This is a genomic window from Cyclobacterium sp. 10D3-21 (assembly GCF_055809755.1).
Map to the genome: position 1 here is coordinate 5,964,428 of NZ_CM147924.1, position 15,565 is coordinate 5,979,992.

Here is a 15,565-nt window from a genome sequence, read left to right on the forward strand (position 1 = left end):
CTACATCCCAGGTATCTGAATGGGATCGCAAACTAGGCATTTGTAATGCCGGGAACAAAAGGCATTTAGGTAAGTGCTATGCGCACCTCGAATGGTTTTCTAAAGGATTAAAAACCTAACCGAGAAGAAAACCTGTGGACTGTGAAAAATAAAGATCAATGTAAATTTCAGCTTCTATCCCTAATTACCTCTAGGGCTGCAGTATTCACAGCCCAATCAATTTTTTGTAGCCTCAATCCCTTCGCGAGTTTTTTGTCACCCGTCCAAAGAGAAGCTCCTAACGCTAAGCTCAATGCAACAAATGGAGCATCAAACTCATCTATTGGAGTGGTCATCTTGATTGCTTTCTTCCAGAAGAGATCGCTTATCAATTCCAAATCAATAAATTCAATTTTTTTTAAAACCATTCTTTTCATGAAAGAAAGGTCTTGTTCAGAATAGGCTGATAATTTTAAAAGTTTCTGATGATGGTGTGCCAATTCTTCCAGTAAAAAAGTGGGCGTAAAGAAATCAAAAGTTCCAGAGGAATTTAGCAGAATTATAATTAATTGACCCATTTGGTGTCAGGAGAGCACTGAAAACTATCTTGGTGTCAACAACAACTTTCACTTAAGGAATTTTTCCTTATTTTGATCCCACCAAGATGATTTTGAAACCATATCCAACTTATCAATTTGTATTTGACTGGCTTTACTTTTTGAGGCGATTTCCCTGAACCTAATATAGTCCAAAATACGTTGTAAGCCCACCAGGTCAGTTTCTGAGGGAACCCGAATCAAAATCTCTCCATTTGTTCTTTCAATCTGCATATTTAAATATACTTAAAATCTTTAAATAAAGTTTTTTTTTTAGATTGTTATGGTAATTAAAACTACCACTTATTGGGGTTGGAAAAGCATGGATTTTTCGGAATCATAGTAGAGTGTCAACCCTTTTGGTGATAGAGCGAACGAAAAAACATCGTTCATGGAAGCTATATAATAGCCACCATCAAATAGCTCATTAAGCTCGGTAGTATTGGTAAATGTTAGAATTTCCAAGAGACCATCACTGCCCAAAAGATACCGACCATAGGCCGAGTTAGTAGATGTCCGTCCACTTAAATCACCATTGCCATTAAATTTTAGCAAATAGGTGCTTTCCCCATCAGGCTCTGCTAATCTTAACCTCTCCCGTCTCCCATCCACAAATCCGATCAGTTTCCACTGGGCACCAACAAGAGGAAGAGACGCATAGTCTGGGTTATCCTGGATTTCACTTAATCGGATCTCCCCCTCCGGTAATTCCTCATCCTGGCACCCACCAAGTATTGGTAAAAGAAAAACCATACCTACCCAAAAAATCCATTTGCCTTTAAAAACCACTAATTTCTTCATCTTAAACAAATTTAATTTGCTACCTCATTCTGGCAAAAAGAAAGGATTAAATACACTACTAAACATATAGGTTTTTTTTAAAAATTTACTAATCCTTTTATCTTTTTCTTTTTCTTTTTCTTTTTAAGACGTAAACAAACATATAAACGCTACAAAAAACTATGGGAAAGCAACTTATCTTAATGGAATAATGATTAATGGTTAATGAGGTAATTGTTAATTGAGTAATTGTTAATTAATAATTGATAATTATAAAATAAACGCTTGATTTGGAGGAAGTATTGAAAAGCCCCATAAAGGCCATTGCTTCTATTGCGCACAAGCAAAAAGTATTAGTTGTGATTTGAATGGCGTAAAATCAAGAATTCACGTGGATGTTCAATAAATTTGATTAATTTTGCCCCAATTTAGCCAATAGTAAACTATTTCAAAACATAATCAAGCATGCCAAAAGACAGTAGCATCAAACATGTACTTATTATCGGAAGCGGCCCAATTGTAATCGGGCAGGCTTGTGAATTTGATTATGCAGGATCCCAGGCTTCCAGGTCGTTAAGGGAAGAGGGTATAAAAGTAACCCTTATCAATTCCAACCCTGCAACCATTATGACCGATCCGGTGACTGCAGACAATGTATACCTTTTGCCACTTGAGAAAAAATCGATCATTAAAATTTTACAAGAGCATCCGGACATTGACAGCGTACTCCCTACCATGGGTGGTCAAACGGCTCTAAATTTGGCAATTGATTGTGACAATGCTGGAATCTGGGAAAAATACGGTATAAATATGATAGGCGTTGATATTGACGCCATCGAAACTGCTGAGAACAGAGAAAAATTCAAAGCTTTAATGGAGGAATTAGGAGTGGACGTTTGTATTGGACGTACAGCTACTTCCTTTTTGCAAGGCAAAGAGATCGCACAGGAAATTGGATTCCCATTGGTCATCAGGCCTTCTTATACCCTTGGTGGTACCGGAGGTGGATTTGTTGATGGTCCTGACAATTTTGAGAAAGCACTTAGTGTTGGACTTCAGGCCTCACCTACCCATGAAGTACTTATCGAACAAAGTATTCTTGGCTGGAAAGAATACGAATTAGAGGTATTGAGGGACAGTATCGGAAACATGGTGGTCATTTGTTCCATCGAAAACTTTGACCCTATGGGCGTGCATACAGGTGATTCTATCACTGTAGCTCCGGCCATGACATTACCAGACCCGGTATATCAACGCATGAGAAACCTGGCCATCAAAATGATGAATGGCATTGGTAATTTCGCTGGAGGGTGTAACGTACAGTTTTCTGTCAGCCCTGACAATCAAACCATAATAGGCATAGAGATTAACCCTAGGGTATCCAGGTCTTCAGCGCTTGCCTCAAAAGCAACAGGTTATCCAATTGCTAAAGTAGCAGCCAAATTGGCTATTGGCTACAACCTTGACGAATTGAAAAATTCGATTACAGGTAATACCTCTGCTTTTTTCGAACCTGCAATTGACTATGTAATCGTAAAAATCCCTCGTTGGAATTTTGACAAATTCAAAGGTTCTGATAGAAGACTTGGTCTTTCTATGAAAGCTGTAGGTGAAGTAATGGGCATTGGAAGAAACTTTCAAGAAGCATTACAAAAGGCCTGTCAATCTTTAGAAATCAAGAGAAACGGACTTGGAGCAGATGGCAAGGAACTTAAAGATCAAGCTGAAATACTGTATAGCTTAGCCAATCCTAGTTGGAACAGGCTTTTCCATATATATGATGCTTTCAAGTTGGGGATTTCTTTTAGAACCATTCATGATCTTACAAAAATAGACAAATGGTTCCTGAAGCAGATTGAGGAATTGGTACACCTGGACAACACTCTTGCCAAAGAGACACTACAGAGTATCAGTAAAGAACTCATGAAGACCGCCAAGCACAAGGGCTATGCTGACAGGCAAATTGCGCACCTATTGGGTTGTTTGGAAAGTGAGGTTTTCAATAAAAGACGGGATGAAATGGATATCAAAAGGGTATTCAAACTTGTGGATACCTGTGCTGCTGAATTTGAAGCGAAAACCCCTTATTTTTATTCCTCTTTTGGAGAAGAGAATGAATCAAAAGTTAGTGACCGAAAAAAGATAGTTGTACTAGGTTCCGGTCCAAACAGAGTTGGACAGGGAATTGAATTTGATTATTCTTGTGTGCATGGTATACTAGCTGCCAAGGAGTGTGGTTACGAAACCATCATGATCAACTGTAACCCTGAAACGGTTTCTACCGATTTTGATATCGCTGATAAATTATACTTCGAACCAGTTTTCTGGGAGCATATCTATGAAATTATTCTGCATGAAAAGCCTGAAGGGGTAATAGTGCAGCTAGGTGGACAAACGGCCCTTAAACTGGCTGAGAAACTAGATAAATACAACATTCCAATTCTCGGCACCAGCTATAGAGCACTTGATCTTGCAGAGGACAGAGGAAGGTTTTCTGAGCTTCTAAAAGCAAACGACGTACCCTACCCTGAATTCGGCACCATTCATGGAACGGATGAAGCACTCGAACTTTGCAAAACAATTGGTTTCCCTTTATTGGTAAGACCATCCTATGTTCTTGGAGGACAGGGCATGAAAATTGTCATCAACGAAAAGGAACTTGAAGAGCATGTAGTAACCGTTCTTAAGGATATACCTAACAATGAAATACTGCTTGACCACTTTCTCGAAGGTGCCATAGAAGCAGAAGCCGATGCCATTTGTGATGGTGAAAATGTCTACATTATCGGTATCATGCAACACATAGAGCCTGCTGGTATTCATTCAGGAGATTCTTATGCAGTCTTGCCTCCGTACAATCTTGGAGACCTGGTCATCCGCCAAATTGAAACCATTACGGAAAAAATAGCTTTGGCCTTGGAAACAAAGGGCTTAATAAACATTCAGTTTGCCATCAAAAATGATAAAGTGTTTGTAATTGAGGCCAACCCACGGGCATCACGTACGGTACCTTTTATCTGCAAAGCTTATCAGGAACCTTATGTGAACTATGCCACCAAAGTAATGCTTGGAGAGAAGAAGGTTACAGACTTTAAATTTAATCCTGTGAAAAAGGGATATGCGATCAAGGAACCTGTTTTCTCTTTTCACAAATTCCCGAATGTAAATAAAGAACTAGGCCCTGAAATGAAATCAACTGGTGAAGCCATTTATTTCATAGACGACCTAATGGATGACTATTTCCTGAAAATTTATGCGGAAAGAAATCTTTACCTAAGCAGGTAAAGCCATAACATAAACACTTTACCCGGCTTGATATTCAGGCCGGGTACTTTTACTTAATGCACTTTTAACGCACTTTGGATTGGTTTTTGTGTTTTTTTTCTCTTAATATTGAATGCTAAGAGGTTATTTTCCGTTATTGGATAAGGCACTTTGTTTGCTTATACCGAATTAGTGAATTTTCAAAATTGTTTATCATGATTTTAAAAATAATAATTTTCTTTATTGCACTGGGATGGGTCTTTTCTAGTCTATTTAAGTTTTTCTTAAACAGCAAACTCAAAAAATTTGCTGATCAGGTAAAGGAAGCGCACAGGGAAGAAACCCAAAGAAAAACCCAGCCAAGAGACGGCAATGTAAATGTCGATTTTGTACCCAAAGACAAAAAAAATGGTTCTTCAGGCACTATTACTGGGGGAGACTATATTGACTATGAGGAAGTAAAAGACTAGTGTTTAGATTTGTGAGAAACGCGCTACTCCTAGAGGGATACCCAAAAAATTTCACGATTTCTCAATAAAAAGACAAAAACCAAAACTTCAGAAACCTTCTACATGGCTCTAATTAAGTCAGAAATACTTATTTAGAATTAAAAGGTCACTATTCAATCAAAAATTGCTTCATGATTACGTTTCTTTTTTTTGCCCCTGATTTCCTGATAGGTTCAAGGCAAAGGATAATTTGACTGCACTATTTCGATAAAGTCGCTTTTAGAACCATGAAGAATTTTACTTTCCTCCATTTGCCCTAAGGTCCGATTCACAGTTAATGTCCAATGTTGGAATGGATTGTTTCATGTAATTAAATATACTATTGGTTTCAATGGCCCAATACATTAAACAATCCTTGTTATCACAGTGACTTTCATGTTCATCGTCCTCATGCGGGACCACCATGTCACTGTCAAGATTCACCAAGCCCATAAGGTGAGCCATCTCATGCAGTGCTACTGTGGTCTCTAACGTGGTTTTACTGGGCTTTATGACACCTCCTGAATTCTCTACTATTCGATTGCCAAAAAGCACTAAACTGGTATTTCTATAAGCAGCTCCAATTGTAAAAGAGTCATCTTCACTCTTCTTAAAGTCTCCATCTACCACCAATAAAAAAACAGAAACGGTATTTCCTTCATTGTAACGGTCACGATAATCCTCTTCAATTTTCGCAATGTCTTCCGTGGTATATTCTCCCAGGTTCATCGCAGGTATTTCTTTCAATACAACAGTGATTCCATCAGGTTTAAAAGTGTATTTCTCCAGAAATGCCACCATCAATTCGACCATTTGATCCGAAGGTTTGAAGCCTTCCATGTAAACCATCTCCAACTCCATTGCTGTAAATTGATCAGAGGACAATAAAAAATTAGCGGATTTTCCCACATCCCATCTTGCCGCCGACACGCCTGTATACAAGGCCTCTTTATTCTCAACTGAACTTTCCATACAGGAATAAAACCCAGAAGTCAGGAACAAGAAAACCAATGTTTTATAAGTAAACTTTTTCATAAATTAAATCCAAAATAACACAATTCACTAATATTCAACACCTTGAAAAATAGACTAGCTTAGATAACGATGAAATCAACCCTTTTAATATAGCTATAGCAGGAATTTTATTCATCCATTCAAAATTTTAAAAAAGTTTAACATTATTCCATTACCCAACACTAAATCGGCATAGAATTAGTTATAAAAGAAATGAAAGAAAGCACTATTATTTAACTAAAAGCCAAACTAATGAAAAAAGTATTAATTATTTTATTCTTTTCGGGAATAGGCATAGCACAGCTAAATGCTCAGATCTTGTCAGTAGGTCCAAAAATTGGTATTTCACAAGGAGATGTTCAGGTTTCAGATGGATTTAATGGAGATGATTCCCAAATGGGCTACCATGTGGGGATTTTTGCTCGCGTCAATTTGTCCGCAGTATATTTACAACCAGAATTTCTATACACCAACACAGGCGGTTCCTTTAAGAACAATACCTTTAGTTACGACGCTGATTTTGATAGATTAGACGTCCCTTTAATGTTGGGATTAAAATTAGGCAACATTTTCCGTATACAGGCGGGACCAGTAGCTAGTTATCTTTTGAATGGAGACATAAAAGTCAATGATGGAAACTCCGTGCAGAAACTCATACCACCTACTGAAGATTTTACCTTCGGCTATCAGGCAGGCATTGGACTAGATATAGGCAATTTGTTTTTGGATTTAAAATATGAGGGTGCTTTGACCAATTCAGTAAATAATTACGGAGATATACCTACAGACCAAAGGCAAAGTCAGGTCATGCTCTCCCTTGGGTTCAATCTCTTTTAATTCCTCACTTTAGTAAAAGTCTGGGAAGGACATATCCTGTTTTTAACAATTACTTAAGCGCTAAAGGATTGATAATCGAGCAGAGACATTACTTATAAAGCATTTATAAGCTGATTTCAAAAAATTTCAATCTCCGAAAAAGCTATAGTAGATTAAACCTACATCAACAAAGGATCCTCCGTTGATGTAGGTTTTTTTATTTAACAAGTTCTTTGGACTTGACCTCTTTAATCAAACTTTTACGTGCTAGGAAAATTAAAGCGAAGGACAAAACAAATAAAATGGCCGCTATAAAAGAAAGCACATAGGCATCCTTTTGAAAATTTTGATAAGCAAAAAGTCCCAAAGAAGTCAATGTTACGGTAAACATGAAAAACATAGGGATGGTTACAAAGGTTGGGTTGATGTCCTTTTTTATCAGCCAAACTGAAATAGTTAATAAGGCAAGTGCCGCCAAAAGTTGGTTGGCGGATCCAAATATCGGCCAAAGTGTGGTGAATCCACCACTACCCAATAATAGTACTGACAACACAACTACCACACTCGTGGACAGGTACCTGTTTTGTGACAATTTTTTACCAATTGGCTGTTCCACATCTTCAAAATACTCTTGAAGGGTAAAACGAGCAAGCCTGGTACAGGTATCCAAAGTAGTCAAAGCAAAGGCTGAAACTGTGAGCGCAACAAAACCTATGGCAAAAGTCTCTGAGATCCCCATAGAGGATATAATGGAACCAAGGCCATCTGCAAACAATGGAACAGGTCCTTCTTCACCTAATCTGGACAAATAATCTGAACGGGTCAAAACCACTACCGCTCCAATAGAGATGATCGCTAAAAAGGATTCTATCAGCATCCCTCCAAACCCTACAACCTTCGCATCGGTTTCTTTGTCCAACTGCTTGGAGGTGGTACCAGAAGCTACTAAGGAGTGAAAGCCACTGATAGCCCCACATGCAATGGTAACAAACAAAACCGGAAACAAATACCCAAGATTCTCATCGGTGATATGAACCTCATTGTCCATTACTATCGTCGGATTTGCGATCACTACACCAACTATAGCTGCAAGGATTAATCCATACAACAAAAAGCTATTGAGATAATCCCTTGGCTGCAAAAGCATGGATACTGGAGTTACCGAGGCAATAAATGCATACAATAACAACACATAAACCCAAGTCTGATAGTTGAGTTCGAATGGAATCTGCATTCCTAAGTAGACGAAATAATACATCACCACCACTCCTACTACGGTGGAGATTAGGAAAGCAGATTTTTTATTTTCCGTTAGCTTCGTTACAAACCCGAAAACCACCGCCAGTAAAATAAACAATATGGAGGCAGAAGCTACCCCTGGATTACTAATGAATGTCTTGGCAATGATATCAGCGAATACCGCAATGATTAAAATCAAGGTTGAAAAACTAAAAAGGATAAATAACCTTTTGCCTTTCTTGCCAATGGTATTTTGAATAATTACGCCTATAGATTTGCCATCGTTTCTAAGAGAAGCCACCATACTCCCCAGGTCGTGAACTGCACCAAAGAAAATCCCTCCGACCAGAATCCAAATCACTGCTGGAATCCAGCCAAAAGTCACGGCTATGATTGGCCCCACTATGGGGCCGGCACCAGCTATCGAGGCAAAATGATGCCCAAGAACCACTATCGGTTTACTTGGAACGTAATCTATCCCATCTTTCAGTCGGTGAGAGGGAGCAATGTTTTTGTTATTTATTTTAAACTTTTTAAAGACGAATTTCCCATAGGTGAAATAAGCTCCTGTCAAAATGATTGCGGAAAACAGAAAAAGGTAGGAAAGTTGCATATTTTGGATGAATTATTAAGGGCTTAAAGTTAATTAGAAAATTGACTACAATGAAAATAAACCTAAATTTATGAAAATATTTAGTATAAATGGTAGACGGATAAAGTGACAAACGTTTAACTTTTCACCGAAAACCCTACATTCATTTTCTTCAATAAGATGATCGAAAAAGAAACACTCCTTTTTTTAGGCACCAGCTTTGGGCTTTTGATTTTTAGTCATGTATTTCTAGGATTTGCATTCCCACCGCTGGTAAAACTATTCTATAAGCCTTCTACTAATAAGGTAAAAAAGTCCATGCGGAATTTTTCTAAGGCCTTAAGGTGGGGCTTATTTTTCGCTATTTTCCCCATCATCGAACCTTATTTCTCTCCTCCTGACCTGCTTTACATTGGAAGGCAAAAACTATTTATCGTATTGTCCATTATTACGCTCACTTGGATTATTATAGAATTCTCCAATGTATTGCGGTATATTTTCCTGGAAAAATTCACCTATGACAAAGAAGACAACCTTCGGGAAAGAAGGGTAATCACTCAGGTAGCCTTTATTAGAAAACTGTTTATTATTGCCGTGGTTGTCATTGCTTTTGCTGCTGTTTTAATGAATTTTGAGTCGGCAAGAAAAATAGGCGCGGGTCTTTTGACTTCAGCCGGAATACTGGGAATAATTATTGGTTTTGCTGCGCAAAAATCTCTAGCAAATTTATTGGCAGGGTTTCAGATTGCCTTCACACAGCCTATCCGAATCGATGATGTGGTGGTAGTGGAGGGGGAATGGGGAAAAATAGAAGAGATTAACCTCACTTATGTGGTGGTCCAAATCTGGGATCAAAGAAGACTTGTGTTACCTATCAATTATTTTATCGAAAAACCATTTGAGAATTGGACCCGGACCACTGCCGCTATATGGGGAACGGTATTTTTATATGTAGACCCTACTGTGGAAGTGGGTCAATTAAAGACCAAATTAAAAGAAATACTAGAGGCCACTCCTTTATGGGACAAAAAAGTTCAAGTGCTTCAAGTGACAGATTGGACAGAAAAAACCATAGAACTAAGGTGCCTGATGAGTGCCAAGGATAGCCCCACTGCATTTGATCTCAGGTGCCTGGTAAGGGAAAAACTACTCGTTTATCTGCAAAACACCCAACCAGACTCCCTGCCAAAATCAAGGGTATTAATGGAGAAATCCACAGACAAACCGGAACAATAATTAACGCAAACTTTTCGAGAAAATAGATTTTGGTTTTATTTAACAGATATTACCTATAAATTTGGCTTCCCAATTTGGTTTGGGATAATTTAAACAAAACTATATGGCTTGGTTTAAAAGAAAAGATGCCGGCATCAAAACCTCAACAGAAGAGAAGAAGGATACTCCGGACGGATTATGGTATAAAACCCCGAAAGGGAACATCATCCATACCCGGGAGTTGAAAAACAACTCCTATGTTTGTCCGGATGATGACTATCATGTAAAAATAGGTTCGAAAGAATATTTTGAGATTCTATTTGATGATAACCTGTTTACAGAATTGGATAAGGACATGATATCTGGTGACCCTTTAAATTTCGTAGATAGCAAACCCTATCCTGTACGAATCAAGGACACCATTGCCAAAACCAATTTAAAAGATGCTGCCAGAACAGGTGTAGGCAAGTTAAATGGTTTGGACATTGTTATCACCTGTATGGACTTTAATTTCATAGGAGGTTCAATGGGATCCGTAGTTGGGGAGAAAATTGCCAGGGCAATTGATTATGCATTGAAACACAAGGTTCCCTTTTTGATGATATCCAAATCAGGGGGAGCCAGAATGATGGAAGCTGGATTTAGTCTTATGCAGATGGCTAAAACATCAGCCAAACTTTCCCTTCTGGACGAAGCTGGCATCCCGTATATCTCTCTTATGACTGACCCCACCACTGGAGGAGTAACTGCTTCATTTGCCATGTTGGGAGATTTCAATATTGCAGAACCTGGTGCATTAATTGGATTTGCAGGACCCAGGGTAATCCGTGAGACAATTGGCAAAGATTTGCCAAAGGGATTCCAAAGTTCAGAGTTTGTTTTGGAACATGGTTTTCTAGACTTCATTATTGACAGAAGGCAGTTAAAAAACAGATTATACACCTTGCTAAACCTTCTCCGACAATAGAAAGTAATTATATTAAATCCAAGGATTAAAATATCCTAAGATTGTGATGGTTTTGGGGAATTATAAATATATTTGTAGGATTCAAAACCAGTTAAACATACTGATAAAGATAAAAATTTATTAAATGAGTTCAGTAATCATTACTTCGATAGTAGCATTTACCATTATTATTCTGCTACTGGTGTTTGTTCTTCTTTTTGCCCAGTCTAAGTTGGTGTCGTCAGGAGATGTTAAGATCATCATCAATGGGGACGAAAAAAAACCTTTAATTGCTTCTGCAGGATCTACCTTGCTTAACACCCTAAGCAGCAAGAAAATCTTCCTTCCTTCAGCTTGTGGAGGAGGCGGTACATGTGCCATGTGCAAGTGTACCATTGAAGAAGGCGGAGGGGAAGTACTTCCTACGGAAGAAGGGCACCTTAGCAGAGCAGAAAAGCAAAACCACGTTAGGCTTTCTTGCCAGGTAAAGGTAAAGAATGACATGAAAATCCGTATTCCAGATGAGATTTTCGGTATCAAAAAATGGGAATGTGAAGTAATTTCCAATTACAACGTTTCTACTTTTATTAAAGAATTTAAAGTAAAACTTCCTGAAGGTGAAACATTGGATTTCGAACCAGGAGGCTATATTCAAATTGACGTACCAGCGATCACCGTTTCTTTTAAGGGCATGGACATCACTCCTCATCCCGAATTAGGACACCCAAAAGACGTATATCAAAGCGATTGGGATAAGTTTGGTCTTTGGGACCTGTCCATGAAAAATGATGAGCCTCTTTTTAGGGCTTACTCCATGGCTAATCACCCTGCTGAAGGAAATATAGTAATGCTAACCATCCGTATCGCCACTCCTCCATGGGATAGAGCAAATAACAGATGGATGGATGTCAATCCAGGTGTGTGTTCCTCATACGTATTCTCAAGAGTACCGGGTGACAAAGTCACTATATCAGGTCCTTATGGTGAATTCCATATCAACCCTACACAAAGAGAAATGATTTATATTGGTGGTGGAGCTGGAATGGCACCATTAAGATCCCATTTATTTCATCTCTTCCACACAGAAAGGACCACTAGAAAAGTATCCTATTGGTATGGTGGTAGATCCAAGAAAGAATTGTTCTACACCCCACATTTCAGAGGCATAGAAAAAGAATTCCCTAATTTCAGTTTTAATATTGGTTTGTCAGAACCATTACCTGAAGACAATTGGAAGGTTAAAAAATCTTTGGATGACAAAGAAGGAGATGGCTATGTAGGCTTTATCCACCAGGTTCTTTATGACAATTACCTTAAAAATATTGATGAGCCGGATGAGATTGAATATTACTTGTGTGGTCCCCCTTTGATGAATTCAGCAGTACTTAAGATGCTGGATGATCTAGGTGTTCCAAAAGAGAATATCAGATTCGATGATTTCGGAGGATAAAAATTAACCAAAGGGTCCCGTTAAAGTTTAACGGGACTTTTTTTATGCCTTCTTTTTCTATAATTTTGACATTCAATTTCTAACAACGTCTCATGGATTTACAGGCATTTTTCGAACCAATCCCTTCCGAAATTCTAAATGGAGAATATGGGCACAATGCATTTTTTCATCATATTCATTGCCATGGAGAGACTTTCCCTGATCTGAAAGGGATTCATATCGCAATAATTGGCATTGAAGAATACAGAGGTACAGGGGATGAAGCCTTGAAAAACGCCATTGAAAGCACTTCCTCCATTCGACAAAAGCTTTATCACCTAAAAAAAGGACAAAGTAATTACACCTTGGCAGACTTAGGGAACATCAAGGTTGGAGAAAATTTAGCAGAAACCCGCTCTCTTATCAGTTCGATTGGTGAGTTAATGCTGAAAAACCAGGTTTTACCCATCTTTATCGGTGGCAGCCACGACCTGGATGTGGGCCAATTTAAAGCCTACCAACACATGAATAAACTGGTAAGCTTACTCACTGTCGATGCTAAAATGGACATGGAAGATACTGGGACCCCACAAGATTTGCATTCCCAGGAGCTTGTACTTCACGAGCCCAATTACATGTTCAATTACTCCCACCTGGCTTACCAAAGTTTCCTGACAGACCCTGAGCTAGTCACCACACTTGAAAAACTTTATTTTGACCATATCCGCTTAGGGCAGCTTAGAGATAATTTTAAAGAAACCGAACCCCTAATAAGAAATGCAGATCTACTAAGCTTTGACATTTGTTCCATCAATTCCTCGGATGCTCCTGGAGCCATCGGTGCACAACCTTTTGGATTAAGTGCTGAAGAGGCTTGTCAAATTAGTTGGTTTGCAGGTACCAATGAGAAACTTAGCTCTATAGGGATATATGGGTACCATGCAAGTATGGACGATTCACGGATGAAAACCGCATCAGTAATCGCTACAATGATTTGGTATTTCATCGAAGGTTTTTACCAAAGGAAGGACAGTCTTTCGTTTAAAAGCAGTGATTATATAAAATACACGGTCTCTTTAGATTCCAAGCCTTCTATATTGCATTTTTTCAAAAGCAAACTTAGTGGCAAGTGGTGGCTGGAAATACCTAGAAATAAAGGAGAGAAATACAACCGAGACACCATCATTCCTTGTAGCTATCAGGATTATCAAACCGCCCAAAAAGGAGAAATCCCAGAGAGGTGGGTAAATGCCCAATTAAAACTTTACTAATAATCGGTGCAAAAATCCTAGGTAGTTCTATATTTGCATGTGAGTGAACATATGATTTCTATTTCCAAGAACCAACTTGCCCTAAGAAACGGACAGGATAAACCTGAAATATGGATTGCTTACAAAGGCAAAATATATGATGTAGGCAATTCCAGATTGTGGAGAAACGGCAAACATTATGAACATTGGGCAGGTCAAGACTTGACAGATGAGCTTGGTGATGCCCCACATAATGAGAATGTATTTGATAAATTTGAACCTATTGGCTATTTAATATAAATGATCCTGATCGCAGACAGTGGCTCTAGCAAAACAGACTGGAGGGTAATTACACATGACAATAAAGTCCACCAAACACGTACAGTAGGCTTTAACCCCTATTACCAGACCAAGGAGGACATGATCTTAGGACTACAAACCCCAGATCTACTGAAATGGAAAAATATAATCCGTGAAGTTTATTTTTATGGAGCTGGCTGTACTTCGGATGCCAATAAGGAAACCGTAAAAAGCGCCATAAATAGTATTTATACGCATGCCCAAGTATTTGTTGACCATGACCTTATGGCTTCAGCAAGGGCTACTTGTGGTCACGAACCAGGGATTGCCTGCATACTTGGTACCGGTTCTAATAGTGGAGACTATAATGGTGACCAAATAATTGACAGTAGACCTTCACCTGGATACTTGTTAGGGGATGAAGGCGGGGGAACCTATATCGGTAAGCATTTTCTTCAGGATTTCATATATGACGACATGCCATTGCCAATTCGGGAAGCCTTTATTGAGACCTACCACCTATCGATAATTGATATTCAGGACAATGTCTATAAAAGACCATTCCCCAATCGATTTATGGCAAGTTTCTGTGAATTTATAGCAAAGCATAAATCAGATCCATATTGTTATGGTCTTTTTTATAACGGGTTTAAAGATTTCTTCTCTCGCCATGTAATGCGATACAAGGATTATCAAAATAAACCTGTGAATTTTGTCGGGTCCATTGCTTACTATAACAATGATGTTTTAAGGCAGATAGGAAATGACCTTGGCATCCAAATTAATACAATCCTGGAAACCCCAATAGCCGGATTAACCCTATACCATCAGCAGAAGATATGAGCACCACAGAAAGCGCCTCCTATTACAATCACCTGGAAAAAATGACGGTCAATGAATTATTGACCAATATGAATAAGGAAGACCAGACGGTACCACAGGCAGTCAATAAAGCCATTCCTCAAATTCAAAAATTGGTGGAAGCCATTGTCCCAAGAATGGAGAAAGGTGGTCGCCTCATTTACATTGGGGCAGGCACCAGCGGCCGATTAGGTATACTTGATGCATCGGAGTGCCCTCCTACTTATGGTGTGCCTCACGAAATGGTAATTGGTATAATTGCCGGGGGTGATACTGCCATCAGAAAAGCGGTGGAAAATGCAGAAGACAACCCTAACCAAGCTTGGGTTGATATTCAGGGTTTTGGTTTTAACCCCCAAGACACAGTCATTGGTATAGCAGCATCAGGCACGACGCCTTATGTGATAGGAGGAGTAAAGACTGCAATGAAGGAAGGACTGCTCACAGGCTGTATAACCTGCAACTCGGGAAGCCCTCTGGCAAAAGAGGTGGCCATACCGGTAGAAATAGTCGTTGGTCCTGAATTCGTAACTGGAAGTACAAGAATGAAATCTGGAACTGCCCAAAAACTAGGACTCAACATGATCTCTACCAGCGTCATGATTAAGTTGGGCAAAGTCAAAGGCAACAAAATGGTGGACATGCAACTTTCCAACAAGAAATTGGTTCACCGGGGCACACTAATGATCATGGAGGCCACTGGGCTCGATGAAAAAGAGGCCTTGAAAATGCTAAACCAACATGGCTCGGTAAGAAAGGCAGTTACGGCTTTCGGAAAAGACAATTAGTAATAAAA

General features: G+C 38.9%; 15 protein-coding genes. 10 read left to right on the forward strand and 5 right to left on the reverse strand.

Annotation, left to right across the window (positions count from 1 at the left end; translation table 11 throughout):
• Positions 1 to 167: 167 nt before the first annotated feature.
• From AC0L7T_RS23055 to AC0L7T_RS23065, 3 genes are all read right to left on the reverse strand, one after another.
• Complete coding sequence (locus tag AC0L7T_RS23055; protein ID WP_473338716.1) at positions 168 to 557, reverse strand: PIN domain-containing protein; 390 nt, start codon at positions 555 to 557, stop codon at positions 168 to 170.
• Positions 558 to 605: 48 nt separating this feature from the next.
• The gene (locus AC0L7T_RS23060) at positions 606 to 809 is read right to left on the reverse strand and encodes a hypothetical protein (RefSeq protein ID WP_473338717.1); all 204 of its coding nucleotides are present in this window, start codon (positions 807 to 809) and stop codon (positions 606 to 608) included.
• A 69-nt stretch (positions 810 to 878) separates the two neighbouring features.
• Complete coding sequence (locus AC0L7T_RS23065) at positions 879 to 1,376, reverse strand: META domain-containing protein (protein ID WP_473338718.1); 498 nt, start codon at positions 1,374 to 1,376, stop codon at positions 879 to 881.
• Positions 1,377 to 1,820: 444 nt separating this feature from the next.
• On the opposite strand from AC0L7T_RS23065, the gene carB reads away from it, so the two are divergent.
• On the forward strand, positions 1,821 to 4,640 hold the full coding sequence (gene carB, locus AC0L7T_RS23070; protein WP_473338720.1) for a carbamoyl-phosphate synthase large subunit: 2,820 nt from the start codon (positions 1,821 to 1,823) through the stop codon (positions 4,638 to 4,640).
• A 194-nt stretch (positions 4,641 to 4,834) separates the two neighbouring features.
• The gene (locus AC0L7T_RS23075) at positions 4,835 to 5,089 is read left to right on the forward strand and encodes a DUF4834 domain-containing protein (RefSeq protein WP_473338722.1); all 255 of its coding nucleotides are present in this window, start codon (positions 4,835 to 4,837) and stop codon (positions 5,087 to 5,089) included.
• 276 nt (positions 5,090 to 5,365) lie between these two features.
• Here AC0L7T_RS23075 and AC0L7T_RS23080 read toward each other — a convergent pair whose 3' ends face one another.
• Positions 5,366 to 6,142 carry a hypothetical protein gene (locus tag AC0L7T_RS23080; RefSeq protein ID WP_473338724.1) on the reverse strand — a complete coding sequence of 259 codons (777 nt, stop codon included), beginning with the start codon at positions 6,140 to 6,142 and terminating at the stop codon, positions 5,366 to 5,368.
• 231 nt (positions 6,143 to 6,373) lie between these two features.
• Between AC0L7T_RS23080 and AC0L7T_RS23085 the strand changes: the two genes are divergently transcribed.
• Positions 6,374 to 6,958 carry a porin family protein gene (locus tag AC0L7T_RS23085; RefSeq protein ID WP_473338725.1) on the forward strand — a complete coding sequence of 195 codons (585 nt, stop codon included), beginning with the start codon at positions 6,374 to 6,376 and terminating at the stop codon, positions 6,956 to 6,958.
• A gap of 196 nt (positions 6,959 to 7,154) precedes the next feature.
• Here AC0L7T_RS23085 and AC0L7T_RS23090 read toward each other — a convergent pair whose 3' ends face one another.
• Complete coding sequence (locus tag AC0L7T_RS23090) at positions 7,155 to 8,789, reverse strand: carbon starvation CstA family protein (protein WP_473338726.1); 1,635 nt, start codon at positions 8,787 to 8,789, stop codon at positions 7,155 to 7,157.
• Positions 8,790 to 8,948: 159 nt separating this feature from the next.
• Here AC0L7T_RS23090 and AC0L7T_RS23095 point away from each other — a divergent pair, with 159 nt between their 5' ends.
• The 7 genes from AC0L7T_RS23095 to murQ all read left to right on the forward strand — a co-directional run bounded on the left by AC0L7T_RS23095 (position 8,949) and on the right by murQ (position 15,557).
• Positions 8,949 to 10,004, forward strand: a complete 1,056-nt coding sequence (locus tag AC0L7T_RS23095; protein WP_473338727.1) for a mechanosensitive ion channel family protein — start codon at positions 8,949 to 8,951, stop codon at positions 10,002 to 10,004.
• 103 nt (positions 10,005 to 10,107) lie between these two features.
• Positions 10,108 to 10,950, forward strand: coding sequence for an acetyl-CoA carboxylase, carboxyltransferase subunit beta (gene accD / locus AC0L7T_RS23100; protein WP_473338728.1), 843 nt, complete (start codon positions 10,108 to 10,110; stop codon positions 10,948 to 10,950).
• A 124-nt stretch (positions 10,951 to 11,074) separates the two neighbouring features.
• Positions 11,075 to 12,379 (forward strand): NADH:ubiquinone reductase (Na(+)-transporting) subunit F, encoded by a 1,305-nt coding sequence (nqrF, locus tag AC0L7T_RS23105; protein ID WP_473338729.1) that lies wholly within the window; start codon positions 11,075 to 11,077, stop codon positions 12,377 to 12,379.
• Between the two features lie 92 nt (positions 12,380 to 12,471).
• Entirely contained in the window at positions 12,472 to 13,629 is a 1,158-nt protein-coding gene (locus tag AC0L7T_RS23110) for a formimidoylglutamase (RefSeq protein ID WP_473338730.1), read from the forward strand.
• Between the two features lie 51 nt (positions 13,630 to 13,680).
• Positions 13,681 to 13,908 carry a cytochrome b5 domain-containing protein gene (locus AC0L7T_RS23115; protein ID WP_473338731.1) on the forward strand — a complete coding sequence of 76 codons (228 nt, stop codon included), beginning with the start codon at positions 13,681 to 13,683 and terminating at the stop codon, positions 13,906 to 13,908.
• Positions 13,909 to 14,751 (forward strand): N-acetylglucosamine kinase, encoded by an 843-nt coding sequence (locus AC0L7T_RS23120; RefSeq protein WP_473338732.1) that lies wholly within the window; start codon positions 13,909 to 13,911, stop codon positions 14,749 to 14,751. It begins immediately after the preceding gene.
• Positions 14,748 to 15,557 (forward strand): N-acetylmuramic acid 6-phosphate etherase, encoded by an 810-nt coding sequence (gene murQ / locus AC0L7T_RS23125; RefSeq protein ID WP_473338733.1) that lies wholly within the window; start codon positions 14,748 to 14,750, stop codon positions 15,555 to 15,557. Before AC0L7T_RS23120 ends, murQ begins: the two co-directional genes overlap by 4 nt.
• Positions 15,558 to 15,565: the final 8 nt, after the last annotated feature.

Excerpts from the sequence above, each read along its gene's own strand:
- AC0L7T_RS23055 (WP_473338716.1), bottom strand. The coding sequence starts at position 557 with ATGGGTCAATTAATTATAATTCTGCTAAATTCCTCTGGAACTTTTGAT.
- AC0L7T_RS23060 (WP_473338717.1), bottom strand. The coding sequence starts at position 809 with ATGCAGATTGAAAGAACAAATGGAGAGATTTTGATTCGGGTTCCCTCA.
- AC0L7T_RS23065 (WP_473338718.1), bottom strand. The coding sequence starts at position 1,376 with ATGAAGAAATTAGTGGTTTTTAAAGGCAAATGGATTTTTTGGGTAGGT.
- carB (WP_473338720.1), top strand. The coding sequence starts at position 1,821 with ATGCCAAAAGACAGTAGCATCAAACATGTACTTATTATCGGAAGCGGC.
- AC0L7T_RS23075 (WP_473338722.1), top strand. The coding sequence starts at position 4,835 with ATGATTTTAAAAATAATAATTTTCTTTATTGCACTGGGATGGGTCTTT.
- AC0L7T_RS23080 (WP_473338724.1), bottom strand. The coding sequence starts at position 6,142 with ATGAAAAAGTTTACTTATAAAACATTGGTTTTCTTGTTCCTGACTTCT.
- AC0L7T_RS23085 (WP_473338725.1), top strand. The coding sequence starts at position 6,374 with ATGAAAAAAGTATTAATTATTTTATTCTTTTCGGGAATAGGCATAGCA.
- AC0L7T_RS23090 (WP_473338726.1), bottom strand. The coding sequence starts at position 8,789 with ATGCAACTTTCCTACCTTTTTCTGTTTTCCGCAATCATTTTGACAGGA.
- AC0L7T_RS23095 (WP_473338727.1), top strand. The coding sequence starts at position 8,949 with ATGATCGAAAAAGAAACACTCCTTTTTTTAGGCACCAGCTTTGGGCTT.
- accD (WP_473338728.1), top strand. The coding sequence starts at position 10,108 with ATGGCTTGGTTTAAAAGAAAAGATGCCGGCATCAAAACCTCAACAGAA.
- nqrF (WP_473338729.1), top strand. The coding sequence starts at position 11,075 with ATGAGTTCAGTAATCATTACTTCGATAGTAGCATTTACCATTATTATT.
- AC0L7T_RS23110 (WP_473338730.1), top strand. The coding sequence starts at position 12,472 with ATGGATTTACAGGCATTTTTCGAACCAATCCCTTCCGAAATTCTAAAT.
- AC0L7T_RS23115 (WP_473338731.1), top strand. The coding sequence starts at position 13,681 with ATGATTTCTATTTCCAAGAACCAACTTGCCCTAAGAAACGGACAGGAT.
- AC0L7T_RS23120 (WP_473338732.1), top strand. The coding sequence starts at position 13,909 with ATGATCCTGATCGCAGACAGTGGCTCTAGCAAAACAGACTGGAGGGTA.
- murQ (WP_473338733.1), top strand. The coding sequence starts at position 14,748 with ATGAGCACCACAGAAAGCGCCTCCTATTACAATCACCTGGAAAAAATG.